Here is a 25,632-nt window from a genome sequence, read left to right on the forward strand (position 1 = left end):
CGTGAAGCCACGCTCGATCACCTGCTTCACCGCCTCTGCCCGGAACTCATCCGTGTACTGCTTGCTGTTGCCCATAAACACCTCGGTCATTGCCATCAATTATGGCAACCGGATGTCTACGAAAGGCTGGCCGGTCCAAAGCCAGACCACCTATAGCAGTATTTCCAGCAACCTTAAGACCTGGATTGAGCAGGCCATCCAAGCGCGAAAGTAATTCCATTGACGGATACAGGGGGAAATTGTGGGTAGAAAGATATTTGTTTCGTACAAGTATGGCGATAGCAACGTTCAACGCCTTGCTGATCACGGATTCGAAACGAAGGTGCGTCACTACGTTGATGTGCTTCAGGACAAGCTGGAGGCGGCAGACCACATCAATAAGGGTGAGGAAGACGGGCAAAGCCTGGTCAACTTCACCGATGAAACCATCGCCTCCAAGCTGCGCGAGAAGATCTACGACAGCTCCATGACCCTGATCATGGTGTCGCCGGGCATGCGGGACGAAACCAAGCCTGAGCGCGATCAGTGGATGCCGTGGGAGATCAGCTATTCGCTCAGGAACAAGACGCGAAATGACAGGACGAGCGGTCCGAATGCCTTGCTTGGCATTGTGCTTCCTGATGCTGCCGGTAGTTACCAGTACTTCTTCGAGGAGAAGAATTGCCCTAACTGCACGTCAAGGACATTGAGGACGGACCGCACCTTCGACATCATCAAGCGCAACGCCTTCAATGCCAAAAGGCCCGAAGCAGGTACCTGCAGCAATCACACTGGTGGCACGTCCTATCGGGGCAACCATAGCTACATCAAGTTCGTAAAGTGGAGCGACTTCTACACGAATTATGGAAAACACTTGGATGACGCTTACGCTATTCAGAATGCCATAGATGACTACAACATCTCATGCACGATGTAATAGAGCTCAAGCGGCACGCAGACGAGGACGGCTGGGGGGCGTCCCGCCCCTACAGGATCAGCTTGCGCACGGCCACAATGCCGCATGGCTGTGGAGCGGACAAAGCCGCGTTGAAGGGCTACTGACGCCTTCCAGCCCTTGGCAATTCTGTCGCATTCGCCTCGCTCACAGCCTCGCCGGGCAGATGCCGACACTCGCTAGGCTTGCACCACCGACATCGCCGATAGCGTTGTAGCGCAAGGCTCCAGCTTGGTTGCGCCATATACAACGATTCTGAAAATGTTGAATGTGGTGACGGCATCGGCCTTACTGCATTGGCATCGCGCACAACCGGGCGTATTTCTTTGCGTGCCACCGAAAACGGGTGGTCGAGGCCTCGAAATCCTCGGTTCTGCAATCGTAAAAAGCGCTTGCCAGTCGGCACCACCGCCGCGTGGTGCCGACTGGCAATCCGTCAGCCGGCTATGGCGGACGGTGCGTGGAGGCCTTGTGCCTGCCGGTCTGATTGCACACCGGATTTCGAGCCACGCATCGTCCGCCACCTTTATCGGTGGCGGCTTCTGCATGCACGCAAGGAGCCCCGCCATGACCCAGACCCACTCCCCTGCCCCGCACCCGATCCACGATGCGCCCGCCAACGGCCCCGCGTTGGACCCGAACACCCTCATCGCCCTGCTGCACAGCATCGGCTCCGGCGTCGCCTCCGATGGCCAGCCGTGGCCTGAACGCCATCAGATGCCCGGCCGACGCATCGCCTTGGCGGATACCGATTGCTCGCTGGCCGGGCTTCGCGTGGTCCTGGAGATTCTGCTGGCCGCGCAGCGCGCCCGCGAAAATGGCGAGCTGGAGCAGTACGTTGGCCCGCGCGTGATGGAGGGGCTGATCATGGCCGGAATCGGCCTTACCGCACACGCCAGTACCCGACTGCATCCGGAGGGCTGAGTGGCCTGGTGGCGCTGGGCGGCCACCGCGCTCTGTCTTGTGGTGGTGGTTGCGGCACAGACGCAGTGGCTGGCACCGCCCAAGCCCTCGCCTATCGGTTTCCACAGCATCCCCGGCGATCGCTTTCTGCAGTTGCGCCGCCAAGCCATGCAGTTCGTGGAGGCTCGGCCACGACAGGGCTTCCAGTTCGTTGAGCGGCATCGAGATGCCGAGTTCCAGGTTCATTGCCGAGGCATACCCGTGCTGTGGCTGGAGAGGCGCTCGCAACATCTGCTGTTGCAGGTCTCACTGGACGCGAAGCAGCGGGCGCCTGCCGTTGTGCGGTTGCGGGCGCTCCTCCAATGGCAGTTGGAGCCGTTGGATTACCTGGAGCAGGTACTGGCTGGCGTGCCGGAGCCTGTTCTGTTGGATCGGGTGCTGCAGATTCTTGCCAGTGATGTGCCTGATGGGGCGCGATGTGGCGTGCCGTAGTCGAGCGTGGCTCGACTCTACAGGGCTGCGGGCAGCGAGGGTTCGGGCTCCGGCTCTGTCGCTAGTCATCTGCGCGACGGGCGTTGGCACCGTGATCGTGCGACTCGACCTCGGCATCGATCCAGCCCGCATCGCGCGCACGCGCAAGATCTTCTGGCGTATCGATATCCAGGCCCAGTTCCGGTGCCTGTAGGACATGCACCGTATCGACAGGAAGTTGCCGCAGGCGCGCTCCGAAGCCGCGGTCACCGCTTGCACCCGCAGAGTTGAACCATGCACGCGGCACTACGGCGGGAACGCCAAGCACATTTCCGTGGCGGGTACCCGCGCACCCAGACGCCGAAGCGCGGGCACCCGAAAGCAGCGCCTGCAGATGGGAGCGCTCGATTGCGGGCTGGTCGCATGCCACGATCATCACCGCGGTCACCGTGGGCAGCAGGTGTGCGCCGGCAACCTGCAGGCTGCTCGCCAGGCCGCGTTCCCAGTGGTGGTTGGTTACCGGAGTGGCCTCCAGCCCGGCAATGCTGGATGTCACGGCCTGTGCGTTCGCGCCCACCACGACCAGCACCTGCGCTGGCGCGAGCTCGCGCGCCAACCGCACCACGCGATGTACCAGGGTCTCACCCTGCCGGGTCAGAAGCTGCTTGGGCTGGCCGAGCCGGGTGCTCCCGCCCGCAGCCAGCACGACGACCGCATGCGCGTCAGTCACCTGCCGTGCGCGCTTCGCCATTGCTGCAGCTGCGCGGCGATGCTGAGCGAAATCGCCTCTGGCCCTCGGCCGCCGATGTCCAGGCCGACCGGTGATCGAAGTCTCGGGGAAAGGCGGTGGCGCTGATCCGGTGTCAGCAGCTTGAACAGGTCCTCGCGCCTTCGCCGCGGACCCAGCAGTCCAATGAACGCAACTTTGGTATCAGCCAGGGCCACCAGCGCCTCCCGGTCCAGTTCGAAATCGTGATGCATCACCAGTACTGCGTCGCACGGGTCGCCATGAAGGGCCTCGGCCGGGCTGGTCTGAAGATGCGCATCTGCGCACTGCCCGGCTGAGGCCCAGCGCGCTCGCCGTTCGGCCACGCTTACCCGCCACCCCAGGCCCCGCAGCAACGGAACCAGGAAGGGCGTTTCGGGACCGCCCCCCAACACCAGGGCCCGCGGAAGCCGGGGCAACCGCAAATGCCATGCGCCCTCGCCAAAGGGCTGCGTACCCTCCATCGGATCCAGCTGCCACGCCTGCTCGTGATGGCCGGCGCGGAAAACGACCTGGCCCGATGTACGAAGGTCGCGCTGGAGTGACACACCCTCGCGCAACCAAGCCTCGATGACGTCCTCGATGCCGGCCATGGCACGCAATGGCAGGAGCGCAATCCGCAGCCGGCCGCGGCAGCCGAGCGCGGACCCACTCAACAGGTCGTCGTCACTGCGGGTGTCGATCTCGATCCAGTCGACCCGCCCTGCCGCGCTCACCTGCTCCGCGCGTCGCGCGAGCTCGGGCTCCAGGCATCCGCCGCTCAGCCAGCCGACCTGGCCGCCGTTGCAGAACAGCACGATGTCGCCGGCACCGGCGTAAGTGGAGCCATCAGTTTCCAGCACCAGCGCGAGCACGGCGTGCTCCCCCGCGCGCACGCGCGTCAAGGCCGTCTCGAGCACGCCGCGCGGGCTGCCTTCGGCGAGGAAGCCCGGCGCTGCGGACAGGTGCTCGGCAAGATCGCAGGGCTCCCCTCCGCCTGCGGCGGAGGCCTCCAGAGTGGGCGAGGCTGCGGGTCGGTCCATGCGCAAGGGTCAGCCCACGTCGGGCAAGCCGGGCAGCAGCTTGTCCAGGGTAATGGGATAGTTGCGCACGCGCACGCCGGTTGCGTTGTAGACCGCATTGGCGATCGCGGCACCGACCCCGCAGATGCCCAGTTCACCCACACCCTTGGCCTTCATCGGCGAGATCACCGGATCCAGCGTGTCGAGGAAGACCACTTCCTGGTACGGGATGTCGGCGTGCACGGGAACCTCGTAGCCGGCCAGGTCGTGGTTGATGAACAAGCCCAGCCGTTTGTCGACCACCAGCTCCTCCATCAGGGTCGCGCCCGCACCCATCACCATCCCGCCGATGACCTGGCTGCGTGCGGAGAGCGGATTGAGGATCCGGCCGCCATCGCATACGGCAAGCATGCGACGAATGCGCGTCTCTCCAGTGTAGGCATGCACGGCGACCTCGCAGAAATGCCCTGCATAGGTGCCGACGTCGTAGCCTTGCTTGAAGTCGCCGAAGGCAATGCCGTCCTCCGCCCACAGTGTCCCCGCCTCCGCCAGCTTGATCGTCCGCCCACCCGCCTGGATGTGGCCATTGGCGAAGTCTGCGGTGTCGCCGTCGAAGCCCAGTTTCTCGCCCACCTTGCGGCGCAGGCTGACGCACGCCGCGTACACGCCTGCGGTGGAGCTTGCCGCGCCCCACTGGCCGCCGGAACCGGCGGAGGCGGGATGACGGGAGTCGCCGAGGGTCACCTGGACCCGCTCCAGCGGCACGCCCATGGTCTCGGCTGCCGTCTGCGCGATGATCGTGTAGGAGCCGGTGCCAATGTCGGTCATGTCGGTCTCCACAATCACCCCGCCCTGGCCGTCAAGCCGGACCCGCGCCGCCGACTTCATCGTCGGTGCGCCGCGATAGCCCGCAGACACGCCCATGCCGACCAGCCAGTCCCCTTCCCTGACCTGCGCCGGCCTGGGGTTGCGCTTGTTCCAGTTGAAGCGCTCCGCGCCTTCGCGCAGGCAGCGCACCAGGTTGCGGTCGGAGAACTTCTTGGACGGATCGCCGGGCACGACCTCGGGCTCGTTGAGGATGCGGAACGCGATCGGGTCGAGGCCCAGCTTCTCGGCCATTTCGTCCATCGCTACTTCCAGCGCCATGTGGCCCGGTGCTTCGCCCGGTGCGCGCATCGCATTGCCTTCGGGCATGTCGAGCGTGGCGATGTAATTGGCCACCAGGCGGTTGGCGCCCGCATAGAGCTTGGGCGTCTGCAGGGTGCCGTTTTCGCCGTCCTCGCCGTTGATGTTGCCCGACCAGTTCTCATGGGCGATGGCGGAGATCCGGCCATCCTTTCCGCAGCCGATCCGCACGCGCTGGAGGGTGGCGTGCCGGTGCGTGGTGTTGTTGGGCATCAACGGGCGTTGCAGCGCGATCTTCACCGGCCGCCCGACCTGCTTGGCCGCCAGCGCGGCCAGCACCGCGTCGGCACGGATGAACAGCTTGCCGCCGAAGCCGCCGCCGATATAAGGCGAGTCCACACGCACCTTGGCAGGATCGATGCCGAGGATCGCCGCCATGCCCTGCCTGGCCCAGTCGATCATCTGGTTCGCCGTCCACAGCGTGAGCGTGTCGCCCTCCCAGGCGGCGATGGTGGCGTGCGGCTCCATCATCGAATGACTTTCGTCGGAGGTGTGGTAAGTCTCGTCGAGCTTGACCGCGGCGCTCGCGTAGGCAGTGTCGAAATCGCCCAGCGCCTGCCGGTCGGGCTTGCCGTCACGCCCCTTTGCCAGCGGCGCGGACGGTGCCAGGGCCGAAAAATCGAAGCGGCCCTTGCTGCGCTCGTAGCGGGTGCGGATCAGCGCGGCGGCGGCGCGGGCCTGCTCGAAGGTCTCTGCCACCACGCAGGCGATGGCCTGATGGTAGTGGGCCACCTCGGCTCCGCCGAACAACGGTGCATTGTTCCAGTTCGATGTGCCGACCGGCTTGGTTTCCGGTGCGGTGATGACCGCCAGTACGCCGGGCGCGGCACGTGCGCGGGAGGCATCCATCGAAATGATGCGCCCCTTGCCGATGCCCGCACCGACGATGTAGCCGTAGGCCTGGTTCGGCGCCACGTCATGGCGCTCGTAGGCATAGGGGGCGGTACCGGTGGTCTTGCGTGGGCCGTCGATGCGCGGCGTCGACTTGCCGACGACCTTGGCCTTGTCGAACAGGTTGTCGCCGGCGGGGGCGTTGAATTCAAGGGGCATCAGCGCTCTCCTTCCACCAGCACCGCTGCGAGGGTGCGCTCGGCGAGCGCGATCTTGAACGCGTTCTCCGGCGTCGGACGGGCACCGGCGAACACCTGCCGGGTCGCGGCCTTTACGCCGTCGCGCAGCAGCGGTTCGGCTGCCTCGACGCGCCACGGCTTCGGCGCGACCCCACCGAAGGCGAACCGCGCCGAGCCGTCACGCTGCACGACCGCGGCGACCGACACCAGTGCGAACGCATAGGACGCGCGGTCACGTACCTTGTGGTACACGTGCCGACCGCCCAGGGGTTGTGGCAGCGTGACGTGGGTGATCAGCTCACCGCGCTGCAGCACGTTGTCCTGCTGCGGCCTGTCGCCGGGGGAACGATGGAAATCGGCAATCGGGATGCTGCGCGTACTGCCGTCACCCCTGACGGTCTGGATCGAGGCGTCCAGCACCCGCAGGGCCACCGCCATGTCGCCCGGATAGGTCGCGATGCAGCTGTCCGAGGTGCCGATCACGCCCATCTGCCGGGAGAACCCCTCGAGTGCGCCGCAGCCGGATCCGGGCAGGCGCTTGTTGCAGGGCAGATTGGGGTCGTAGAAATACGGGCAGCGCGTGCGCTGCAGCAGGTTGCCGCCGGTGGTGGCTTTGTTGCGCAGCTGCCCCGAGGCGCCTGCCACGATCGCGCGGGTCAGCACCGCGTAGTCGCGGCGCACGCGCTCATGCGAGGCCAGCGCGGTATTGGTGACCAGCGTGCCGATGCGCAGGCCACCCTCGTCGGTGGGTTCGATCCTGTCCAGGCCGATGTCCTGCACATCGACCAGGTGCGCTGGCGTCTCGACCTCCAGCTTCATCAGGTCGAGCAGGTTGGTCCCTCCGGCCAGGAACTTCGCGCCCTCGGTACCGGCGACGGCCCTGGCGGCCTCGGCCGGGGATTTCGCGCGTTCGTAACTGAAGGCCCTCATGAGCGCCTCCCTGCAGAGGTCACGCCAGCGACCTCTGCCATCGCCTCGGCAATATTGGAATAGGCGCCGCAGCGGCAGAGGTTGCCGCTCATGCGTTCGCGCATTTCCATGTTGGTGGCCTGGGGCCGTGCGCTGACATCCGCCTGCACATGGCTGGGGACACCCCGCTTGATCTCGTCCAGTACCGCCACCGCCGAACAGATCTGCCCCGGCGTGCAATACCCGCACTGGTAGCCATCATGCTTGATGAAGGCGGCCTGCATCGGATGCAGGTCATCGGGGGTTCCGAGGCCTTCGATGGTGGTGATGGCATCGCCCTGGTGCTGTACTGCCAGGCTGAGGCAGGCATTGATGCGCTCACCGTTGACCAGCACGGTACAGGCACCGCATTGACCGTGATCGCAGCCCTTCTTGGTCCCGGTCAGCTTTAGATGTTCGCGCAGGGCATCGAGCAGCGTGGTCCGGGTGTCGAGTTCAAGCTCCCGCCGCTTGCCGTTGATGGTGAAGGCCACCGTGTTGATGACCGGCGGCCTGGGCGGCGGTGGCGTCGCCAGTTCGGCGGCGAGCGATGACGCCCCCGGTGCGGCGGACATTGCCACGGTCGTGACGCCGCCGGCGATCACCTGGCGACGCGTCAACTTCATTCCTTCATCACAACTTGGCACAGTGACCTCCTGGCGTTCGGGAAAATCCCGTGGCTGGATGGACGCGCTCACACTACCCAAGGGCCACTATGCCCATCTGCGGGGTACAGGTCTGTGAAGTCGGCGAAATGTACGCCCCTACCAAGGCAGGCAACCAGCCCGAGTGCCCAGAAGAACATGTTGCAGTAAGAGCGAAGAAATCGACTGCATCTAGCCATTTTCAAGGGCACCCGGACTCATTCTCAGCCTGCAAGCCAACTACGGCGAGCTTGACTGAGTCGCCGCGCGCGCTTCCCTCGTAGGTAGATGACTTCTCTCTTCCTGTCGCTTGCTGGCACATCGCCGAGACGCCATGCGAGCCGTGTGCTCAAGTTCGGAATCCGCGACCTTCACTCTTCAGCGCGGCACTCTTGAGCCATGCGTATCCCATCACTGGATGGCACATAGTTCGTACCCGAGCGCGCTTCGGATGGCGCCTCAGCGGGAATCACATACCCAGCTCAGACAACCCCGGGTGATCATCCGGGCGACGCCCCAGCGGCCAATGGAACTTGCGGTCGCTTTCCTTGATCGGCAGGTCGTTGATGCACGAGAAGCGGCGTTGCATCAGGCCATCGGCGCCGAATTCCCAGTTCTCATTTCCATAGGAACGGAACCAGTTGCCGGAGTCGTCGTGCCATTCGTACGCGTAGCGGACAGCAATACGGTTTTCGGTAAAGGCCCAGAGCTCCTTGATCAGGCGGTACTCGAGCTCCTTGTTCCATTTGCGCGCCAGGAACTGCCGGGCTTCTTCCCGGCCGTTGGTGAACTCGGCGCGGTTTCGCCACTGGGTGTCGAGTGAATAGGCAAGCGACACCTTGTCGGCATCGCGGGAATTCCAGCCATCCTCGGCAAGGCGCACCTTCTGCGTGGCCGATTCGAGGGTGAACGGAGGAAGCGGCGGACGGGGGTGTTCTGCGGACACAGGGAGACCTCCAATCGAAATGGACAGACGGGTTGCTTCAAAGGATCTGGCGTACTCAGGCGCTAACGCTTGGCCTGTTCCAACAACAGCTTCGCGACATCCTTCGCGGTGTCTGCGGCGTCGAAATCACCCGTCACGCGCGACAGGGTGATGGCGCCTTCCATCAGGACCAGCAGCTGGCGAGCCAAGTCCGCCGGCTGCTCCACATCCAGTTGTCCGGTAAGTTCCAATGTGTAATCGAGCAGCTTCTGCTTGTGATCACGCGCGATCTGCCGGATCGGATCGGCCGGGTCGCCGACCTCGCCCGCAGTATTGATGAACGCACAACCGCGATAGCCCTCGGACTGGAACCAGTTCCTGAGCACGGTGAACATGCCGAGGATGCGCGCTTCCGGAGTGTCCGCCTTGTCGCACTCCTGCCGGAACCAGGCCAGCCAGCGCACATCGCGCGCCTTCAACGCGGCGGCGGCCACGTCGTCCTTGTTCTGGAAATGGCGGTAGATGCTCTTCCGCGCCACGCCTGAGGTCTTCACCAGCAGGTCCATGCCGGTGGCGTGGATCCCGTTCTGGTAGATCAGTGCCTCGGCCGTGGCCAGGATCCTCTGTTGGGTGTCGGTGGTGGCCTTGCTCATGGCCACAAGGTAGAACGATCATTCTCCCTCGTCAACAGGCGGTGGCGGGCGATTCGTGCGCGCACATCTGTGCAAGACGATCTATCAAGAAATCCGGACAGTGCATCACCCGGACGCCTGGTTGCAGGCGCAAAGTACGTCTCACCACCCACCCATGAGAGTTCCCGCATGAATACCCTCGCCCGCTCACTGGCCGTTGCCGCCCTCGCCCTCTCGGTCCAGGCCGGCCTGTCCGCACAGGCCGCCGAACCGGCCAAGCCGGCGGCGGCCACCGCCATCGCGCGCACCGCCAGCTACATCACCACCGCTGATGGCGTGCAGCTGTACTACAAGGATTGAGGTCCAAAGGACGGCCCGGTCGTGACCTTCAGCCACGGCTGGCCGTTGAATTCGGACAGCTGGGAATCGCAGATGCTCTTCCTGGCCAATCATGGCTACCGCGTGATCGCGCATGACCGTCGTGGCCACGGTCGTTCCAGCCAGCCGTGGGACGGCAACGATATGGATCACTACGCTGATGACCTGGCCACGGTGATCAATACGTTGGACCTGCACGATGTGACCCTGGTGGGTTTCTCTACCGGTGGCGGCGAGGTGGCGCGCTACATCGGCCGGCATGGCACCGGGCGAGTGAAGAAGGCCGTGCTGATCAGCTCGGTGCCGCCGTTCATGCTGAAGACCGCCGACAACCCCAACGGCCTGCCGATCGAAGTGTTCGATGGCATCCGCAAGGCACAGATGGACAACCGCGCCCAGTTGTACAAGGACATTCCGTCGGGCCCGTTCTATGGCTTCAACCGCCCGGGCGCGAAGGTGTCGCAGGGGCTGATCGATGCGTGGTGGGCGCAGGGCATGCAGGGCGGCCACAAGAACACCTACGATTCGATCGCTGCGTTCTCGGCCACCGACTTCCGCGCGGACCTGAAGAAGTTCGATGTGCCAACGCTGGTCATCCACGGTGATGACGACCAGATCGTACCGATCGATATCTCGGGCCGCCAGTCGGCAAAGCTGATCAAGGGCGCCAGGCTGATTGTCTACCCGGGTGCGCCGCATGGCCTGACCGACACCCACAAGGACAAGGTCAACCAGGACTTGCTGACGTTCCTGCAGGAAAAGTGAGCAACAGGGGGCTCCGGCACTGCGCCGGAGCCCGTTTCATCCTGCAGGGTGCCGCCTCCATGCGGCCCTTTTCGTGTCGGACATCGGCAGCCGGGCATGGCTCGGCTCCGCACAGGTCCCCGCAAAGACGAACTCAGTCCGCCCCGCCCCGCGCGTTGCGCCGCAGGGACTGCGGGGGCTGGCCGAAGGCGCGCAGGAACGCTCTTCGCATGCGTTCGGTGTCAACGAAGCCCGTTTCGGCCGCGACTTCATCCATCGTGTAGCGGCTCTGCTCGATCAGCACGCGAGCGGCCTCCACGCGCAGGCTCTCCACCGCCTTCGCAGGGGATTGCCCGGTTTCTTCGCGGAACGCGCGACTGAACTGACGCGTGCTGAGATGTGCGGCCTGCGCCAGTTCTTCAACCGACAAGGTGGCGCGCAGGTTGCCACGCGCGAAGGTCAGCGCATTCTGGATGCGATCGGACCGGGCATCCAGCTCGAGCAGCACCGAATGCTGGGACTGCCCGCCTCCACGGCGGTGATAGACCACCAGCTTCCGGGCCACCGCCCTGGACAACTCCGCACCGAAGTCGTTCTCGATCATGCCAAGCGCCAGGTCCAGCCCCGCGCTCATGCCGGCGGAAGTCCAGATCGGGCCATCGGTGATGAAGATGCGATCTTCCTCCACCTGCGCGGCGGGAAAGCGCTGCTTGAGCACACGGGCGTGGAACCAGTGCGTGGTGGCGCGCCGCCCGTCCAGCAGCCCCGCTTCGCCAAGAATGAAGGCGCCTGTGCACACCGACGCGGTCCGGCGCGTGCGCGTGGCCGCCTGGCGGATCAGTTCGATCAGCGTGCCGGTGGACGGGGCTGGCTCCAGCAGGCCGGCCACGATCAGAGTATCCAGCGGCTGCTGAGCCAGCGGCGCCGTCTGCATGGCCATGCCAAGCGAGCTGGGCACCAGCCCGCCCTGTTCGGAGAGCATGTGCAGATCGTAAAGGCGCGCGCCTTCGGTGGCATTCGCCAGTTCGAAGGCGGACGCAGCCGCGATCGCCATGGTCTGGAACCCGGATGGCAGGACAAATCCAACACTGAGCATGACGGTTTTTCAGGGGTGGCCGTAAACGAGGTATATACGACATTTACGCCATTCACAAGCCGGCCTAGATTTGGCCCTGACCCCGGCGACGCCCGCCGCTTCGGACTGACCACCGTGAACAACCCTACTCATCAAGGCACCGCTCTCATCACCGGCGCATCGTCAGGCATCGGCGCGGTCTATGCCGATCGCCTGGCCCGCGCCGGATACGACCTGATCCTGGTTGCGCGACGCGGCGACCGCCTGCGCCAACTGGCCGAAGCACTGGCCCGCAGCACCGGCCGCGCAGTGGACATTGTCGCGGCCGACCTGACCACCTCCGACGGGCTTGCCAAAGTTGAGAAGGTCATTCGAGACCGAGCGGATATCCGACTGCTGGTCAACAATGCCGGCATCGGCGCCACGGCTCCCCTGCTGCAGTCGGACATCGGCGAGATGGAGCGCATGATCACGCTCAACGTGAACGCCGCGATGCGTCTGGCCTACGCCGCCGCCCCGGTGTTCGTGGCCCATGGCCAGGGCACGATCATCAACATCGCCTCCATCGTCGCATTGGCGCCCGAGCTGCTCAACGGCGTCTACGCGGGAAGCAAGGCGTTCGTTCTGGCGTTTTCGCAGTCGCTCCACCATGAGCTGGCCGACAAGGGCGTGCGCGTCCAGGTTGTGCTGCCGGGGGCCACCGCAACGGACTTCTGGCACCTCTCCGGCCTGCCGGTGGAGCACTTGCCGCAGGGCATCGTGATGAGCGCCGAGGACATGGTGGATGCATCCCTGGCCGGGCTGGCGCAGGGCGAACGTGTGACCATTCCGGCGCTTCCGGACATCGCTGAGTGGGACGCCTTCGAGCACGCACGCAAGGCGATGGCGCCGGGGCTTTCGCGTGCCCAGCCGGCACAGCGCTATATGAGCAGGGTCTGACCGGCGAACGGGCTACAGACGCCCGGTGCAGGGGATGGAGCGATGGCCGGGCGGCGTCGCGTTGAGCGCTACGCTGCCCCGCCCTGCTGATTGTTAACGCGTGTTGCCTGAAGGTTTGACGCCACGTTGCCCCGCCCTTGATGGGGCCGCTCACAGCGCACTCCTATGCTGGGCCCGCCACCTGAGGGGTGGTGATCAACCTGGAGATTCACCATGCAACGCGATCAGAAAGACCTCCCCCACCCGGACGCGGAAGCGCAGCGCCCCGATCCTGTCAGCCCGCTGCAGGCAAAGCTGCACAACCACCGCAATCATGACGAAGCGCTGCAGGAAACCTTCCCTGCCAGTGATCCGATCTCCCCCTTCGTCGCCGCGCCAACGCCGGAAGAGCAGGCCAAGCGCCTGGGTGAGCGGGTCAGGCTGCCAGATCGTCGAACGGATGAGGAGGCCGCGGGAGGTGACGAATGATCCGGCGCGGCTTCGCCCGGGTCGCGGCCGCGACGGCACGATTGTCCGGCAGCCTGGGCGCATTCGTCGCGGCGCTGGGGGTCATCATCACCTGGGCCGCCAGCGGGCCGGCCTTCCACTTCAATGATACGTGGCAACTGGTGGTGAATACGGGAACGACCATCGTGACCTTCCTGATGGTGTTCCTGATCCAGCATACGCAGAATGCCGATACGGCCGCGCTGCACATCAAGCTGGATGAACTGATCCGGGTCAGCAAGGACGCCAACCAGGAGCTGTTGAACCTGGAGTCGATGGAACCGGCGCACCTTGAAGAGATTCGCCAGCGTTACGAGGCGCTGGCGAAGACCGCTGCAGACATCAAGTCCAAGAAGGAACGCTGCATGCCCTGCGAGGCGGATGCGGCCGCCGAAGCCTGAGGGTCACCGCTGCAGCGGCTGCTCTGCCTGCAGCGGTTCTGGCGTGAGGCCCTGCCGGGCGGGGCCTTCCAGCAGCGCCCCGGTGGCGGAAAAGCGGCTGCCATGGCATGGGCAATCCCATGTGCGTTCATGGCCATTCCATTGGACAACGCACTTGAGGTGCGGGCACAGCGCCGACATCGCATGCAGTTGACCGTGCTCATCGCGGTAGACGGCGGTCCGCTTTCCATCCACGTCCAGCAGTGCGCCACAGCCACGGTTTAACTCGCTGGGCGAGTGCGACGGCGCAGCACCAAGGCGATCTCCCACCATGTGCCGTGCAACCGTGCCATTGGTACGGGCCCAGCCGGCCGCCGAACGCACTGGCGTGAAGCGCATGGGGCTTAGCAGCTTCTCGATCTCGCTGGTCGTGCCCATGATTCCCTCGGTGATCGCACGAGCGGCCACGCCCGCCCAGGTCAAGCCATCGGGACCATAGCCGGTGGCGACCCACACATTGTCGTGCGCGCTGCTGCCGATGTAGGGCAACTGGTCGGCTGCACGGAACTGCTGCGCCGACCAGCACAGCGGCTCGCCCTGCACGGTGAAGTTGCGACGCGCGTCGGCGACCAGATGCTGTGCCGGATCCATCACCGGGGTTTCGCCGGTGCGATGTGTCTCGCCGACCAGCACCAGCCAGTCGCGGCCATCAGTACCACGCACCCCGCGCAGCGAGCGGTGCCGATCGGCGATCCAATGAATACCTGCCGCTGGCGGATTGGCAACCGGTACCGCCACGCCGTACTCGCGGTACACCTCCATCTCGGCCTGCACCAGGTTGAACCCTGCTGGCGAGTGGGTGGCGAGCACGAAGTGCCTGGCATGGATGCGGCCGCCAAGGGCGGTGGCAACGCCTGCTGATGCCTCGATGCTGTTGATCTGGGTCCAGTCGTGGATGCGCACCCGGCCCACCAGGTGTCGCGCCAGCTCCCTGCAGAAAGCCGCCGGATCCAACTGCGCCTGATCGGGAACACGGAACGCGTGGCCCAATGCGAATGGCAGCCCGGACTGCTGGTGTTCGCACTGCAGGCCTGCGCGCTGATAGGCCTGAAGTTCACGCTCGAATTGCGTCGTCACCTCGCGCGTGCGCTCCTGCATGCCGTACTGCATGGCCACGCGTTCGAAGCCGCAACGCAGATCGTAGCGATGAACCAGCGTTTCTATGGCGCGCAGCGCCTGCTGCCGCCACTGCACGATACGACTGGCCGTGTCGCCGCCCCAGCGCGAGACCAGTTCTGCCAGCCGGGAGACGGGCGCGTAAAGATTGCCCGTGGACATCACCGTATTGCGCCCGCCGATGGGCCCTGCATCGACCACCAGCACATCCAGGCCGCTATCCGCCAGGCGGGACGCTGTCAGCAGGCCGGTCATGCCGGCGCCCACCACCAGCACGTCCGCGCGCGTCGTGCCGGCAAGGGGGCGGAAGCAATGCGACTCGGTGTCAGCTGACCATAAGCTGGCGCGCGGGAACGGTTCGGACATGAAAGGGATCCTTGCAGCTTCAGCTGGGAGGCCTCTCTGATACGCCTTGCCGGGTGAAACGAGGGTGGCGCGGCCGTGCAGATGATGCTCACGCGCTGCGACGATCAACGCCATGGTCAAGGCCAGGTGAGCGCTGCGTGGGCAACACGCCTGTGTCGCCTCTGCGAACCGCAACTCTCTGCTTGCAGCGTGGTCGCTAACGTGCCTGGAAGGAGGATCGGGCAGTGAGCACGCACCTGGAAATCGATCTGATGATCGCGCAACTGGACGAACTGCTGCCAACCTGGGCAGCGTTCTACCCCGAGCAGCAGTTCGTCCGCATGCTTGCCGAGGCACTGGACTACATTGCTGCCAGTGCAGACCCGGAGGCCCGGCTGTATTGCGTGATGCGCACCGGGCACCTCAACGTGTACAGCGGAGAAATTCCATGCGCGGCGCGCTATGGAGGCCGCTAGGCCGGTGGATCACGCCGCAACCGCGTAGGGTTCCACCAACCTGGCCAGGATATCCATCGCCGTCTCGGTTGGCGCATCGTCACCGCTGTGCTGGGCGAACCCTGACCAGTCCGCGCGGGCAAGAAGCTTCAACTGCTCGGGTTGGGTGGGCAGCCAGCGCATCGGCCAGAACGGGAGCCGCCGGTTGCCCACCCTGCCGCGCTGCAACTCGATGAGCCCGGTATGGCTGGAGGCGCCCACCACCCGCGAATACGCCACCCTCAAGCCGTCTTCGGGCCCCTCCATGTACTGCAGGAAGCGGCTGCCGTCGAACAGCAGGACGCCGGTGACGCCGGCACTGCGGTTGAAGCGGGCGGCATCATCGACCAGATCGTCGAGCTTTCCGCTGCCCAGGCCGAACGGATCACCAGCAACGGCTGGGCCCGCTTCGCTGACGTATGCGACTGCCCTGATCGGCATTAACTGCTCCTGTAGCGAATCCCCCCAGATTCCGTGGCCGTAGGATAGGCCACCTGCGCCCCGCAGTTGTTCCCATCATGTGCATTTTGTGAATCAGTTGGGTTCCAGCTGACAAACGGCATGCAGGACGCCTACACCGCCCATGCCATGGATCGTTTACGCTTGGGCCAGATGACTCGGGAGCGCCCCATGCCCAATACCGGCCTTTTCCATGTTCTGGAGCTGGACGCTGTTTCCGGCGTGCAGGGTATTGAGCGCGTCAGGTCCATTCGCGTGCGCTGCAACACCTGCGGCGGGATTACACAGTTGTCGGGGGACGCGTTGGGGGCGGTGCCCGGTGGAACGACGCTGGTGTGCGGCGCTTGTCCTTCGCGCCAGACGGTCAGCAACGCGCGGCTGGTCGAATGCGATCATGTCCTGCCCGGCAGCGCCCAGGGATCCGACGCGTAGGCGCGGGCTACGGGTCTGCCTGCGCCCATCGCGCAAGATTCTGTTTCACTTTCCCGATACCGGCCCAAGGGTCTTTGCGCTGCCGTTTCAGCTTTGCTGGCACGTCCTTGATCGTGAACGCGTCTGCGCGCTTGAGTTTCGTCAGATCGCCCCAGGCGATCGGCAGTGCTACCGGTGCCCCCGGCCTGGCCCGCAGCGAGTAGGACGCAACCGCCGTCGCACCGCGCCCATTGCGCAGATAGTCCACGAAGATCCGCTTGTTGCGGAGGCTTTTGGTGGCCGTTGCCAGGAATCGCTGGGGCTCGGATTGCGCCAGCGCATCGGCGAAGCCCTTCGCAAAGCGCTTGGTCAGGTCCCAGTCGCATCCCGGGTTGAGCGGCACCACCACGTGCAGGCCCTTGCCGCCGGATACACGCAGGAACGATTCCAGCTGCAGCTGCGCCAGCAGTTTGCGGATGTCGGTTGCCGCCTTCTTGACCTCTGCAAAGGGTACGTCCGGTCCTGGATCCAGATCGAACACCACCCGGTCGGCCTTGTCGGGCGCTTCGGCGTGGCTGCCCCAAGGGTGGAACTCCAACGCGTTGAACTGCACCAGTTCAAGCAGGCTGGCCGCGTCACGCACCACCAGGTAATGGGCGTTGATGCCGCTTTCCTCCTTCAGCCTTACCGGATCGACCAGTTCCAGCCCGGCTGTGTGGTGTTTCTGGAAGAAGCAGGGCTTTGCGGTGCCACTGGGGCATCGGATGATCGACAGCGGGCGATCAACCACCTCGGGCAGGAGGTGCTCCATCACTGCTGCGTAGTAGTCCCATACCTCCTGCTTGGTGTAGCCATCGCCAGGAAACAGGATCTTGCCGGGGGACGAAAGCGCGGGCGGTGTGCGGCCGGTAGCGGGTGATTTTTTCGCCCTGCGCCCGGGTCGCGAGGGTGCATGCGTGCCACCCGCAGCCGGGGCCTTTCCGGCGCGATCGGAATCTTCGAGATCGGCGATGTCCTTGTCCGCCCGTACCGCCTTCAGCGATGCCTGGCGCAACAGCTTCTGCCCGCCAATCCCGCGATAGAAGACCTCCACAACGAAACGCGGTGCGAACCAGGTCGCGGCGCGAAGGTCGGTGTCCTGGGTGGGCACGTGCGCCGTCGGCTTGCGGCCGCCGCCGCCTTCGATGCGCCTGCTGACTTCGCCGATCAGTTCGTCCGAGAACCCGGACCCGACGCGGCCGACGTAGAGCTAGCCATGTTTCGGGTCTGGCCGCGCCAGCAGCAGCGAGCCGAACCCGGTGCGGCTGCCCTTCGGCGCGGTGTATCCGACCACCGCGAACTCGTCGCTGGCCAGCTGTTTGGTCTTGCGCCAATCCTCACTGCGGCCGCTGTGGTAGCTGCGATCGGCGCGCTTGGAAATGATGCCTTCGAAGTGCTGCTCACCGGCCAGGCGATAGGCCTCGTCGCCATCCTCCTGCACATGCGAACTGAACGCCAATGGCCTGCCCTGCCCCTCCAGCACGGAGTGCAGCAGGGCCTTGCGTTCCAGCAAGGGCGCATCGGCGATGTCCACGCCATCAAGATGCAGCAGATCGAACAATGCATACGTCAGGACGCCCTGCCGCTCGCCGGAGAGCGTGGCCTGCAGCAGGTTGAAGTCTTCCTTGGTGCCGGCGCCCGCGATGAGCTCACCGTCCAGTGCCGCCGAGGTGAGCCCCAGTGCCGCGATCGCTTCACGTATTTCAGGCAGCTTGCCGGTCCATTCCAGTGCGTTCCGCGACCACAGCTGCACGTTGCCCTCAGCCACCGTAGCAAGGATGCGGTATCCATCCCATTTGATCTCATGCACCCACTGCCCGCCCTGGGGCGGCGTGTCGCCCAGCTTGGCCAACTGCGGCTCAAACGGCCCGGACGGCGCTGCCGCCTTTTTCGCTTTGCTGAGCGCCAGGGCCTTCTTCGCCCAGTTCTTTCGTCGGGTGCGTGTGGGGGGTACGACCGTGAGTTTCTTCTTCGCGGTCTTTCCGCGCCCGGCACGCTTCAGGTCTTCCGGGGGCGCCACAGCAACATCCGCCAGCAGATCGTCTGCCTCGATATCGCTGGCAAATTCATCGTCATCCTTGAACAGCAGCCATTGCGGCTGGCGCGCAGGCTTGCCGGAACGGACCAGATGCCATCCACCCTTGAGCTTGGCGCCGAACAGCTCGAAGCGTAGATGGCCCTTGGCGAGCTGGGCTTCCGGGTCGCCCTGCGTGGCCCACACACCGTGGTCGAACTGGGCGACATGTCCGCCGCCATACTGGCCTTTGGGAATCTCGCCTTCAAATGCTGCGTAGTCGACGGGATGATCCTCCACCTCCACCGCCATGCGCTTGACCTTCGGGTCGTAGCTGGGGCCCTTGGGAACGGCCCAGCTCTTCAGCGCGTCACCCACCTGCAGACGGAAGTCGTAGTGCCTGCGGCTGGCATGATGCAACTGCACCACGAAAATGGCGCGTTGGCCTTCTGGCAGCGCCTTGCCCGGTTCGGGCTCCCTGGTCTGGTCAAAACGACGCTTGCGGCGGTACTCGACCAGTGACATGGGCAGCTCCGCGCTACTTTCCCAGGTGCTTGCGTACAGCAGCGGCGGTGGGCCCGACCTCGGCGACCGCAGCCCGAAGTTCCTCGGCTGACACACCCAGTGCGGTGGTCCAGTACTGCAGTTCATAGTCTTCGTTGACGTTGATACGATCCCGGTCCGGGCTGCCGGTGTTCTTTTTGTCATCGCTCATGGGAGTCTCCACGCGTGATCGGGCGTGAAGTGACCGTACCGGTCGGCCCATGGGCACCAGGCGATGCCACCGTGAAGCGACGGCGAAGGCCTGTATCGGGACTGCGGCAGGCGGGCGACAGACGCCACCTCGTGAAGACAACGCGCAGGGCTCGCGTTGGCGTTCACATGCCGCCTTCACCTGGCCCCCGCCTGATCGCAACCGGGCGGGACCTACGCTGAGCGCTCCACTCACAGCGGAGCCCAGCATGGCTATCAAGACAGCGGAAGACCTGTTCATCCACGAACTCTCGGATATCTACAGCGCCGAAAAGCAGCTGACCAAGGCCCTCCCGCGCCTGGCCCGTGCGGCCGAGAACCCTGACCTGGCCACAGCATTTGAAACGCACCTGGAAGAAACCCAGGGCCAGATCGAGCGCATCGACCAGGTGGTGGAGGTTCTCGGCATCCGGCTGAAGCGCATCAAGTGCGCGGCGATGGAAGGTCTGGTGGAGGAAGGCAAGGAAGTGATCGACAGCATCGACAAGGGCCCTGTGCGCGATGCCGCCCTGATCGGCGGCGCGCAGAAGGTCGAGCATTACGAGATCGCGTCCTACGGCACCATCGCCGCGCTGGCCAAGCAGCTGGGCTACAAGGACGCCCTGCCGCTGCTGCTGGAGACGCTTGAGGAAGAGAAGGCCACCGACGAGAAGCTCACCCTGCTGGCCAAGGGCGGCGGCAATGCCAAGGCGGCACAAGCCGCCTGATCGACGCGCCCCGAAGCCGGCCGCCATGGACGGCGGCCTCAGGGTTCGTACAGCACCTGGTCGTTCGGGCAGAAGAACGTGCGCCGCCGGGTGGTGCCCATGTAAAGCTTGCTGATCGGGCCGCCGCATGCCGGGCAGATCCTGCGCGTGTGTACCTGCCAGTGCTTCTTCAACTCGAAACGGCGCTTCCACTGCAGGAAATCAAAGCTGTAGGCGCGGGCCTGCGTGATCAGCGCGGTGAGCCTGCGCGGTGGCAGGTCGCCCAGCCGCGTGGCGGGGTGCACGCCTATTCGGAACAGAACCTCGTTCTTGATGATGTTGCCCACGCCGGCAAAGACCGTCTGGTCCAGAAGCGCATCACAGACCATGACGTCCGGCATTGCCTTCAGCTTGCGCCGGGCCAGCTTCGGATCCCAGGCATCGTTCATCACGTCCGCGCGCCAGTCGTAGACCTCGTCCAACGGCTCGTCGATCAGCCGCACGGAACACGCATAGAAGTTCAGCTCGCCATTGTCGAACCGCAGGGATACACGCGGCGGGGTTGGCTTCCGTTCGTCGATGCGCCAGCTGCCGAACATCATCAGATGGATGCGCAGTGTGTGGCGGCTGAATTCCAGCAGGAAGTGCTTGCCCCAACTGCGGACCGCCTTGACCCTTCGGCCCTGCAGTGGCGACAGGTCGACCCGGCTGTTCCCGGAGACGGCGCGGACCACGCGCCCCTTGAAGTGGCTCGCTGCTTCGCGCAGCAGGACGATCGAAGGGCCTTCAGGCATGTTCCTTCTCCTGCAGCAGCGCCTGCAGGTGCAGGGCGTTGCCGGTGGCGTGACCCAGTGCGGTGTTGTCCAGTACGAACCAGGCGGGTCGTTTCGCCTCGGCCTCGGCCAGCAGCTGCCGCGCAAGGTGGGCAAGGGTGGGTTCGTCGTAGGCGCTGCGATAGATCTGTGGCTGGCCGTGCCAGCGCCAGTAGCTCCACGCGCGGTCACCGCCGGGCGTCGCTGCCGCCGGCACGCGTGCCGGATCCGCGGCTACCCGTGCCACGCCATGCGCGCTCAGAAGCGCATCCACTTCCGGCGTGAACCAACTCGGGTGGCGCGGCTCGCACGCCACATCGGCCTGGGTACGCGCGCGCAGGCCCCGCAGGAATGCTCTGGCCGTGGCCGTGTCGTACACCAGGCTCGGCGGCAACTGCAGCAGTAACGGCCCGAGCTTTTCACCCAGCTCCAGCACGCCTTCAAGGAACCGCTCGAGCGGTTGCATTGCGTCGCGCAGCCGACGCTCATGGCTGATCTCTCGCGGCAGTTTCACCGCGAACCGGAAGCCCTCCGGCACGCTCGCCGCCCATCGCGCATAGGTTCTGGCCTGGTGCGGTCGATAGAAGGATGAGTTGATCTCCACCATCGGCAGGCGTGTGGCGTAGCGCTGCAGCGCGGTGTCGCCCGCCCCGAACGCTTCCTGATCCGCGCGCGGCAGCGACCAGCCCGCACAGCCGACACGCAGTGGAGCGGATGCACGCGGGGCGGCCGCCGCCGTCATCGTACCAGCTGCCCGTACGGTTCCAGGGTCTCTCCCGCACCTGCATCCGTCTGCAACTGCGAGACCGACAGGAGACGATCCAGTGCGCTGGCGCCCGACTCCAGCGCCGACGCGCTGCGCACGAAGCCGGTCCAGTCAGAGATGGCGATCTTTCCCAGCGCGAGCTCATCCACCCGCACGCTGCGCATCCGCCAGTGCGGAAACTGCCGCCGCCCCACCCTGCCCCGGTTCAGCTCGACGATCCCACTGTGGCTGCCGGCCGCGAGAATGCGCGTGTACGCGGCATTGATCCCGGCCTCCGGGCCCTCCAGATACTGCAGGAAGCGCGAGCCGTCGAACAGCAACGTGCCGGTGACATCGACGGATTCGTTGAACTGCACCGCTTCGGCCACAAGCCGTTGCAGCCGCTCTTCGGTCAGGCTTCGGGAAGCTTCACTCACATAGGCAATCGCACGAAAAGGCATGGCACCACCGGTTGTTGCAGACAGCTCTACCTTAGCGTCGCGGCTCGTATGTGCAGTGAGGCCGGCGTAGAGGCTGCGTCGAGTTGAGGCGCGGGCCCGCCGCATCGCCTTGACACGTGCTCGAGCGCGGCGGGCGCGCCTGCGGGCGCACACGCGCGTGCACCACGTTTCGTGGAGACCGGATGAGGAATCGTGGGCTTCCGGATGACGCCACGTTGGCGGTCATGCCACCGCGGTCTAGCGCCGGATCTGGAAGATGGTCCCTGCCGCCAGTCGGGCGGCTCAACCCAGGGAGACTTTCCATGGCCAACCAGAACCAGAACCAGGGCAACAGCAACCGCGGTTTCGCTTCGATGGACGAGGACAAGCAGCGCGAGATCGCCGCCAAGGGTGGACGTGCCGCGCACGAATCAGGCAACGCCCATGAATTCAGCTCGGAAGAAGCACGCGAAGCCGGCCGCAAGGGTGGCGAAGCGGTGAGCCAGGATCGCCAGCACATGGCGGACATCGGCCGCGAAGGCGGCCAGAACAGCCGCGGGGGTGGAAACCAGGGCGGCAACCAGGGCGGCGGGCAGCAACAGCAGGAACGCGGCGGCGGCAACAACCGCGGTGGCCAGCAGCGCTGATCGCGCCTGAAGCCAGATGTACCTCTTCGTGGGCGGACGTGATGTCCGCCCACTTTCGTACGCCTTGACGCTGATCAAGGGCTTCGCCACTGGGGCGCCGCAGATGGGCGCCCCAGCCCTTTCATGGCTCGCGTGGTGGCAGGTCCAGTGCTCCCGCGCCCGGGCCGGCCCCCAGCTCGGCCCCGGTGGTCGGCCGCGCTTCCGGGTCGGAGAGTGTACGCAGGGTCATGGCCTGCACCGCCGCTTGTTCGCGCGCGTCCAGGTCCACCATGCCGCCGCCGTCGCCACCATCCACAGCGGACTGTGCCTCGCGGTCGCTGACCCGCTCCCATAGCTCGCCGCTGTTCCAGCTGCCCTGCAGGTCGTCGGCGCTGTCGCCCTGCGACATGTCCATGTACAGATCGGTGAACGCAGGGTCCCCCGGCAGCTTGCCCGGCGGGAAGTTGGGCTGGATGCTGTGCAGCGCCTTCTCGAATGACTTCATGTGCGCGATCTCGCGCGTCATCAGGAAACGCAGCGCATCCTTGATGCCGGGGTCGTCGGTGACGTTGATCAGGCGCTCATACACCAGCTTGGCGCGCGCTTCCGCAGCGATGTTCGAGCGCAGATCGGCGGTAGGTTCCCCGATCGAGTCGATGTAGGCCGCTGTCCACGGCACCCCGCTGGAATTGACCAGTGCCGGCCCGCCACCGTACAGGATCTGCTCGGTATGGCTGGTGCTGTTCTGCCCCAGCAGCCGCATATCCTCGGCCTCGGCAAGCCCTTCGGACTGAATGGCCTTCGGCCCGCGGTTGAGCATGGCGATGATGGTGCCGATGATCTCCAGATGGCTGATCTCTTCGGTGGCGATATCCATCAGCAGGTCCTTGCGGCCTGGATCGCATTCGCCGAGTCCCTGGGTGAAGTACCGCATGGCGGCAGCAAGCTCGCCCTGCGGGCCGCCGAACTGTTCAAGCATGAGGCTGGCGAGCTGCGGGTTGGATTCGCGCACGCGCACGGTGTACATCAGCTTCTTGTGATGAAAGAACATGGGGTTTCTCCAATGGCTGGCTGTGCTGGCTTCGGGGTCAACGCTTGGCTTGCGCGCCCGGCGTTTCGTCGCGATTGAGGAACGCACCGACCAGGCCGTCCTGGTGGTCTTCCAGCCAGCGCGCCATGGCGATCTCTTCCTGCAGGATCTGGCCACAGACCGCGGCGATGTCCGGCGCTGCGGCACGCTCGGCAGCAATCACCAGCGCCCGGTAGGTGGCGATCTCGGTGTTTTCGAAGCCGAACGAGAGCCCTACGCTCTTGACCACCTCGTCTTCCATCAGGCTTGTGCCGGCCGCGTGGAGAGCCGCAGTCATGCTGGCGAACAGTCCCTTGGCGGTCGGCACGCTTCCTCCAAGCGCTTCAATGCACTGGCGCAGCGAGGCTGCCTGCCCCTGCGTCTCCTGGACGTGCTGGGCGATCCGTGCAGCGAGGTGGGGATAGTTCTGGATCCGCGAAGCCATGGCCTTCATCATGGTCTCCGCCTCCTGCTCCATGGCGTAGGCGTCCTGCAGCCACTTCAACAGGCGCTCGCTTCGGGCGTTGTTCTGGTCTGCCATTTCGATCTCCGGTGCGGGGCGACATGCCTCCGGAGACCATGGTGGAGCGCCTGCAATCACCGCCCTGTCGGCCGGTGTGAGCCGTTGAAGGTGGGCGCTGCACGCAGTGGTGATGCGGCGATAACATCCGCAGCCCTGTGTTTCACCCAGGAGGTGCTCTCAGGTCGCCATTGCGCTGGATACGCCCACGCCGACTGCAGGTCGTTCGCGCCTGGCGTTCGAGGCGCACGCGCCGCCCGCCGCCATCACGGCCTGCATTACCCGATGTTGAGCACGATGCCCGCCACCATCCACGCCCACGACATAGACGAAGCGCCCATCGAACTTGGCCTGTGCGCCTTCCATGGCGTCGTCGGCCAGCAGTGCTCGCTTCAGCGACTTCATCCAGGCCCGTTCAGGCGCCCGGTCCAGCTCCACGACGATGGCGGCACCGCCGCAGTCGAGTGGCATGCACTCGACACGCAGTACGCCTGGAGCGACAGAATCGGTTCCGGACAGCGGCATGACAGAATCTCCGATGGGGGGGACGGCGGCAGTATCCACAGCGCGTGCCAAGACGCCGTCAACGAAATCCAGGGCACCTTCCACACCTCCTCCACCCGGTTGGCGGCGCGCTCTCGGGGGCTTCGCGCCGGGCTGACAATGCACACGCATGGCGTTGATGCAGCACAGCACAGACTGCAGTTCCCAGGACAACACAGGCGTGCACGTATGCAATCCGGAATGAGCCAGCGCAGATGCAACCTGCTGCTGGTGGAAGACCAGCTCGACCTGGCTGCGCTGATGGAACAGGCGCTGGAGGACGCAGGCGATCAGGTGACGCATGCCTACAGCGTGTTCGATGCGCTGGGGCTGCTGGACAACCAGCGATTCGACGGCGCCGTGCTCGATGTCGAGCTTCGCGACGGCGTGGTCTTCCCGGTGGCTGATCGCCTGACGGAACTCGGTATTCCGTTCCTGTTCGTATCCGCGGTCTATGACCAGTTGGTGCCGCAGCGTCACCGTCGCGCCGCTTTCGTGGCCAAACCGTTCCACGTCGGCGAGTTGCAGGCGACGGTTCGGCGCGTCATGGGGGATGTCTGCGTGCAACCGCCGGCGCATTGATTGCCATGGGGTGGTCACCCCAGGTGCGGGGCCACCACCAAGCTCAGCTGGCGCAGCGCGCCGCCACGGGAGAGCCCATCCCAGTTGCTGCGCGCCACGCTGCGGATCTCGGAGGCATCGACCCACAGCAGCCGCATCGACCAGTAGGGAAAGAACCGGCCGGAAACCCTGCCCCGGCCCAGCTCGATCAGCTCGCAATGGCTGCGGGCACTGAGGATGCGGCTGTACACCACGTTGATGCTGTCTTCCGGTCCCTCGATGTACTGGAGGAAACGGAGCCCGTCGTAAAGAAGCACACCCGTAACGCCGGCTTCGAAGTTGAAGCGGGCGGCGGCCCTGGCGAGGTCATCCACATGGTCCATGGAAAGCCCCGATGTCGCCTCACTTGCGTAGGCGACTGCACGGAGGGGCACGTTCGTTCCTTCTGACGCAGGAAA

Annotated in this window: 29 protein-coding genes and 2 pseudogenes; 12 read left to right on the top strand and 19 right to left on the bottom strand. The window is 65.2% G+C overall.

The window, feature by feature from the left end; translation table 11 throughout:
* The first annotated feature begins 322 nt into the window (after positions 1-322).
* The 3 genes from AC5P5X_RS14610 to AC5P5X_RS14620 all read left to right on the top strand — a co-directional run bounded on the left by AC5P5X_RS14610 (position 323) and on the right by AC5P5X_RS14620 (position 2,329).
* Complete coding sequence (locus tag AC5P5X_RS14610) at positions 323-916, top strand: hypothetical protein (RefSeq protein WP_425524273.1); 594 nt, start codon at positions 323-325, stop codon at positions 914-916.
* A gap of 585 nt (positions 917-1,501) precedes the next feature.
* Positions 1,502-1,858 carry a hypothetical protein gene (locus AC5P5X_RS14615; RefSeq protein WP_019659688.1) on the top strand — a complete coding sequence of 119 codons (357 nt, stop codon included), beginning with the start codon at positions 1,502-1,504 and terminating at the stop codon, positions 1,856-1,858.
* Positions 1,859-2,329: a hypothetical protein gene (locus tag AC5P5X_RS14620; RefSeq protein WP_111189773.1), complete on the top strand. Its 471-nt coding sequence runs from the start codon at positions 1,859-1,861 to the stop codon at positions 2,327-2,329. It abuts the gene before it with no gap.
* Positions 2,330-2,390: 61 nt separating this feature from the next.
* On the opposite strand, the gene AC5P5X_RS14625 is transcribed toward AC5P5X_RS14620, so the two are convergent.
* From AC5P5X_RS14625 to AC5P5X_RS14655, 7 genes are all read right to left on the bottom strand, one after another.
* Positions 2,391-3,059: a nucleotidyltransferase family protein gene (locus AC5P5X_RS14625; protein WP_111189772.1), complete on the bottom strand. Its 669-nt coding sequence runs from the start codon at positions 3,057-3,059 to the stop codon at positions 2,391-2,393.
* Complete coding sequence (locus AC5P5X_RS14630) at positions 3,035-4,096, bottom strand: XdhC family protein (RefSeq protein WP_111189771.1); 1,062 nt, start codon at positions 4,094-4,096, stop codon at positions 3,035-3,037. Before AC5P5X_RS14630 ends, AC5P5X_RS14625 begins: the two co-directional genes overlap by 25 nt.
* Before the next feature lie 9 nt (positions 4,097-4,105).
* Complete coding sequence (gene paoC / locus AC5P5X_RS14635) at positions 4,106-6,310, bottom strand: aldehyde oxidoreductase molybdenum-binding subunit PaoC (protein ID WP_111189770.1); 2,205 nt, start codon at positions 6,308-6,310, stop codon at positions 4,106-4,108.
* A complete protein-coding gene (locus AC5P5X_RS14640) occupies positions 6,310-7,260 on the bottom strand; it encodes an FAD binding domain-containing protein (protein WP_111189769.1) in 951 nt (316 codons plus the stop codon). Before AC5P5X_RS14640 ends, paoC begins: the two co-directional genes overlap by 1 nt.
* A complete protein-coding gene (paoA, locus tag AC5P5X_RS14645) occupies positions 7,257-7,904 on the bottom strand; it encodes an aldehyde dehydrogenase iron-sulfur subunit PaoA (RefSeq protein ID WP_111189768.1) in 648 nt (215 codons plus the stop codon). Before paoA ends, AC5P5X_RS14640 begins: the two co-directional genes overlap by 4 nt.
* A gap of 487 nt (positions 7,905-8,391) precedes the next feature.
* Positions 8,392-8,868 carry a nuclear transport factor 2 family protein gene (locus AC5P5X_RS14650; RefSeq protein ID WP_099473254.1) on the bottom strand — a complete coding sequence of 159 codons (477 nt, stop codon included), beginning with the start codon at positions 8,866-8,868 and terminating at the stop codon, positions 8,392-8,394.
* A 62-nt stretch (positions 8,869-8,930) separates the two neighbouring features.
* A complete protein-coding gene (locus AC5P5X_RS14655; RefSeq protein WP_099473252.1) occupies positions 8,931-9,500 on the bottom strand; it encodes a TetR/AcrR family transcriptional regulator in 570 nt (189 codons plus the stop codon).
* A 168-nt stretch (positions 9,501-9,668) separates the two neighbouring features.
* Here AC5P5X_RS14655 and AC5P5X_RS14660 point away from each other — a divergent pair.
* Positions 9,669-10,622 (top strand): annotated as a pseudogene (locus AC5P5X_RS14660) (alpha/beta fold hydrolase).
* 133 nt (positions 10,623-10,755) lie between these two features.
* Here AC5P5X_RS14660 and AC5P5X_RS14665 read toward each other — a convergent pair.
* On the bottom strand, positions 10,756-11,655 hold the full coding sequence (locus AC5P5X_RS14665) for a GlxA family transcriptional regulator (protein ID WP_258391120.1): 900 nt from the start codon (positions 11,653-11,655) through the stop codon (positions 10,756-10,758).
* A 156-nt stretch (positions 11,656-11,811) separates the two neighbouring features.
* Here AC5P5X_RS14665 and AC5P5X_RS14670 point away from each other — a divergent pair, with 156 nt between their 5' ends.
* The 3 genes from AC5P5X_RS14670 (at position 11,812) to AC5P5X_RS14680 (ending at position 13,502) form a co-directional block, all read left to right on the top strand.
* On the top strand, positions 11,812-12,615 hold the full coding sequence (locus AC5P5X_RS14670) for an SDR family NAD(P)-dependent oxidoreductase (RefSeq protein ID WP_060380414.1): 804 nt from the start codon (positions 11,812-11,814) through the stop codon (positions 12,613-12,615).
* A gap of 213 nt (positions 12,616-12,828) precedes the next feature.
* Positions 12,829-13,083: a hypothetical protein gene (locus AC5P5X_RS14675; protein ID WP_005409683.1), complete on the top strand. Its 255-nt coding sequence runs from the start codon at positions 12,829-12,831 to the stop codon at positions 13,081-13,083.
* Positions 13,080-13,502: a low affinity iron permease family protein gene (locus AC5P5X_RS14680; protein WP_005409684.1), complete on the top strand. Its 423-nt coding sequence runs from the start codon at positions 13,080-13,082 to the stop codon at positions 13,500-13,502. The genes AC5P5X_RS14675 and AC5P5X_RS14680 overlap by 4 nt, the downstream gene beginning before the upstream one ends.
* 3 nt (positions 13,503-13,505) lie before the next feature.
* On the opposite strand, the gene AC5P5X_RS14685 is transcribed toward AC5P5X_RS14680, so the two are convergent.
* Positions 13,506-15,023, bottom strand: a complete 1,518-nt coding sequence (locus AC5P5X_RS14685) for an FAD-dependent oxidoreductase (RefSeq protein ID WP_111189767.1) — start codon at positions 15,021-15,023, stop codon at positions 13,506-13,508.
* Positions 15,024-15,247: 224 nt separating this feature from the next.
* On the opposite strand from AC5P5X_RS14685, the gene AC5P5X_RS14690 reads away from it, so the two are divergent.
* Positions 15,248-15,478, top strand: coding sequence for a hypothetical protein (locus tag AC5P5X_RS14690; RefSeq protein WP_111189766.1), 231 nt, complete (start codon positions 15,248-15,250; stop codon positions 15,476-15,478).
* Positions 15,479-15,487: 9 nt separating this feature from the next.
* Here AC5P5X_RS14690 and AC5P5X_RS14695 read toward each other — a convergent pair whose 3' ends face one another.
* A complete protein-coding gene (locus tag AC5P5X_RS14695) occupies positions 15,488-15,937 on the bottom strand; it encodes a BLUF domain-containing protein (protein ID WP_005409687.1) in 450 nt (149 codons plus the stop codon).
* A 120-nt stretch (positions 15,938-16,057) separates the two neighbouring features.
* Between AC5P5X_RS14695 and AC5P5X_RS14700 the strand changes: the two genes are divergently transcribed.
* A complete protein-coding gene (locus AC5P5X_RS14700) occupies positions 16,058-16,387 on the top strand; it encodes a hypothetical protein (RefSeq protein WP_024956842.1) in 330 nt (109 codons plus the stop codon).
* A 7-nt stretch (positions 16,388-16,394) separates the two neighbouring features.
* On the opposite strand, the pseudogene ligD reads toward AC5P5X_RS14700, so the two are convergent.
* A pseudogene (gene ligD / locus AC5P5X_RS14705) lies at positions 16,395-18,944 on the bottom strand (DNA ligase D).
* A 13-nt stretch (positions 18,945-18,957) separates the two neighbouring features.
* Entirely contained in the window at positions 18,958-19,134 is a 177-nt protein-coding gene (locus tag AC5P5X_RS14710; RefSeq protein ID WP_076739996.1) for a DUF3606 domain-containing protein, read from the bottom strand.
* Between the two features lie 247 nt (positions 19,135-19,381).
* Between AC5P5X_RS14710 and AC5P5X_RS14715 the strand changes: the two genes are divergently transcribed.
* Entirely contained in the window at positions 19,382-19,879 is a 498-nt protein-coding gene (locus AC5P5X_RS14715) for a YciE/YciF ferroxidase family protein (protein ID WP_005409691.1), read from the top strand.
* Positions 19,880-19,917: 38 nt separating this feature from the next.
* Here the strand turns inward: AC5P5X_RS14715 and AC5P5X_RS14720 are convergent, their stop codons facing one another.
* From AC5P5X_RS14720 to AC5P5X_RS14730, 3 genes are read right to left on the bottom strand one after another with little or no spacing between them, the layout of a single operon-like run.
* Complete coding sequence (locus AC5P5X_RS14720; protein ID WP_111189765.1) at positions 19,918-20,652, bottom strand: DNA-formamidopyrimidine glycosylase family protein; 735 nt, start codon at positions 20,650-20,652, stop codon at positions 19,918-19,920.
* Complete coding sequence (locus AC5P5X_RS14725; protein ID WP_111189764.1) at positions 20,645-21,412, bottom strand: DUF72 domain-containing protein; 768 nt, start codon at positions 21,410-21,412, stop codon at positions 20,645-20,647. The genes AC5P5X_RS14720 and AC5P5X_RS14725 overlap by 8 nt, the downstream gene beginning before the upstream one ends.
* The gene (locus tag AC5P5X_RS14730) at positions 21,409-21,876 is read right to left on the bottom strand and encodes a BLUF domain-containing protein (RefSeq protein ID WP_088470611.1); all 468 of its coding nucleotides are present in this window, start codon (positions 21,874-21,876) and stop codon (positions 21,409-21,411) included. The genes AC5P5X_RS14725 and AC5P5X_RS14730 overlap by 4 nt, the downstream gene beginning before the upstream one ends.
* Before the next feature lie 302 nt (positions 21,877-22,178).
* Here AC5P5X_RS14730 and AC5P5X_RS14735 point away from each other — a divergent pair, with 302 nt between their 5' ends.
* Positions 22,179-22,502, top strand: a complete 324-nt coding sequence (locus tag AC5P5X_RS14735; protein ID WP_005409695.1) for a KGG domain-containing protein — start codon at positions 22,179-22,181, stop codon at positions 22,500-22,502.
* A gap of 121 nt (positions 22,503-22,623) precedes the next feature.
* Here the strand turns inward: AC5P5X_RS14735 and AC5P5X_RS14740 are convergent, their stop codons facing one another.
* The 3 genes from AC5P5X_RS14740 to AC5P5X_RS14750 form a co-directional block, all read right to left on the bottom strand.
* Positions 22,624-23,532: a manganese catalase family protein gene (locus AC5P5X_RS14740; protein ID WP_005413473.1), complete on the bottom strand. Its 909-nt coding sequence runs from the start codon at positions 23,530-23,532 to the stop codon at positions 22,624-22,626.
* A 37-nt stretch (positions 23,533-23,569) separates the two neighbouring features.
* The gene (locus AC5P5X_RS14745) at positions 23,570-24,091 is read right to left on the bottom strand and encodes a ferritin-like domain-containing protein (RefSeq protein WP_005409697.1); all 522 of its coding nucleotides are present in this window, start codon (positions 24,089-24,091) and stop codon (positions 23,570-23,572) included.
* A 159-nt stretch (positions 24,092-24,250) separates the two neighbouring features.
* On the bottom strand, positions 24,251-24,595 hold the full coding sequence (locus AC5P5X_RS14750; protein WP_099561584.1) for a hypothetical protein: 345 nt from the start codon (positions 24,593-24,595) through the stop codon (positions 24,251-24,253).
* Positions 24,596-24,802: 207 nt separating this feature from the next.
* On the opposite strand from AC5P5X_RS14750, the gene AC5P5X_RS14755 reads away from it, so the two are divergent.
* Complete coding sequence (locus AC5P5X_RS14755) at positions 24,803-25,195, top strand: response regulator (RefSeq protein ID WP_032966806.1); 393 nt, start codon at positions 24,803-24,805, stop codon at positions 25,193-25,195.
* A 14-nt stretch (positions 25,196-25,209) separates the two neighbouring features.
* Here AC5P5X_RS14755 and AC5P5X_RS14760 read toward each other — a convergent pair whose 3' ends face one another.
* Complete coding sequence (locus AC5P5X_RS14760; RefSeq protein ID WP_032965872.1) at positions 25,210-25,608, bottom strand: BLUF domain-containing protein; 399 nt, start codon at positions 25,606-25,608, stop codon at positions 25,210-25,212.
* Between the last annotated feature and the right edge of the window lie 24 nt (positions 25,609-25,632).

The sequence above is a fragment of the Stenotrophomonas sp. YJH_SMC_91 genome, from assembly GCF_059368495.1.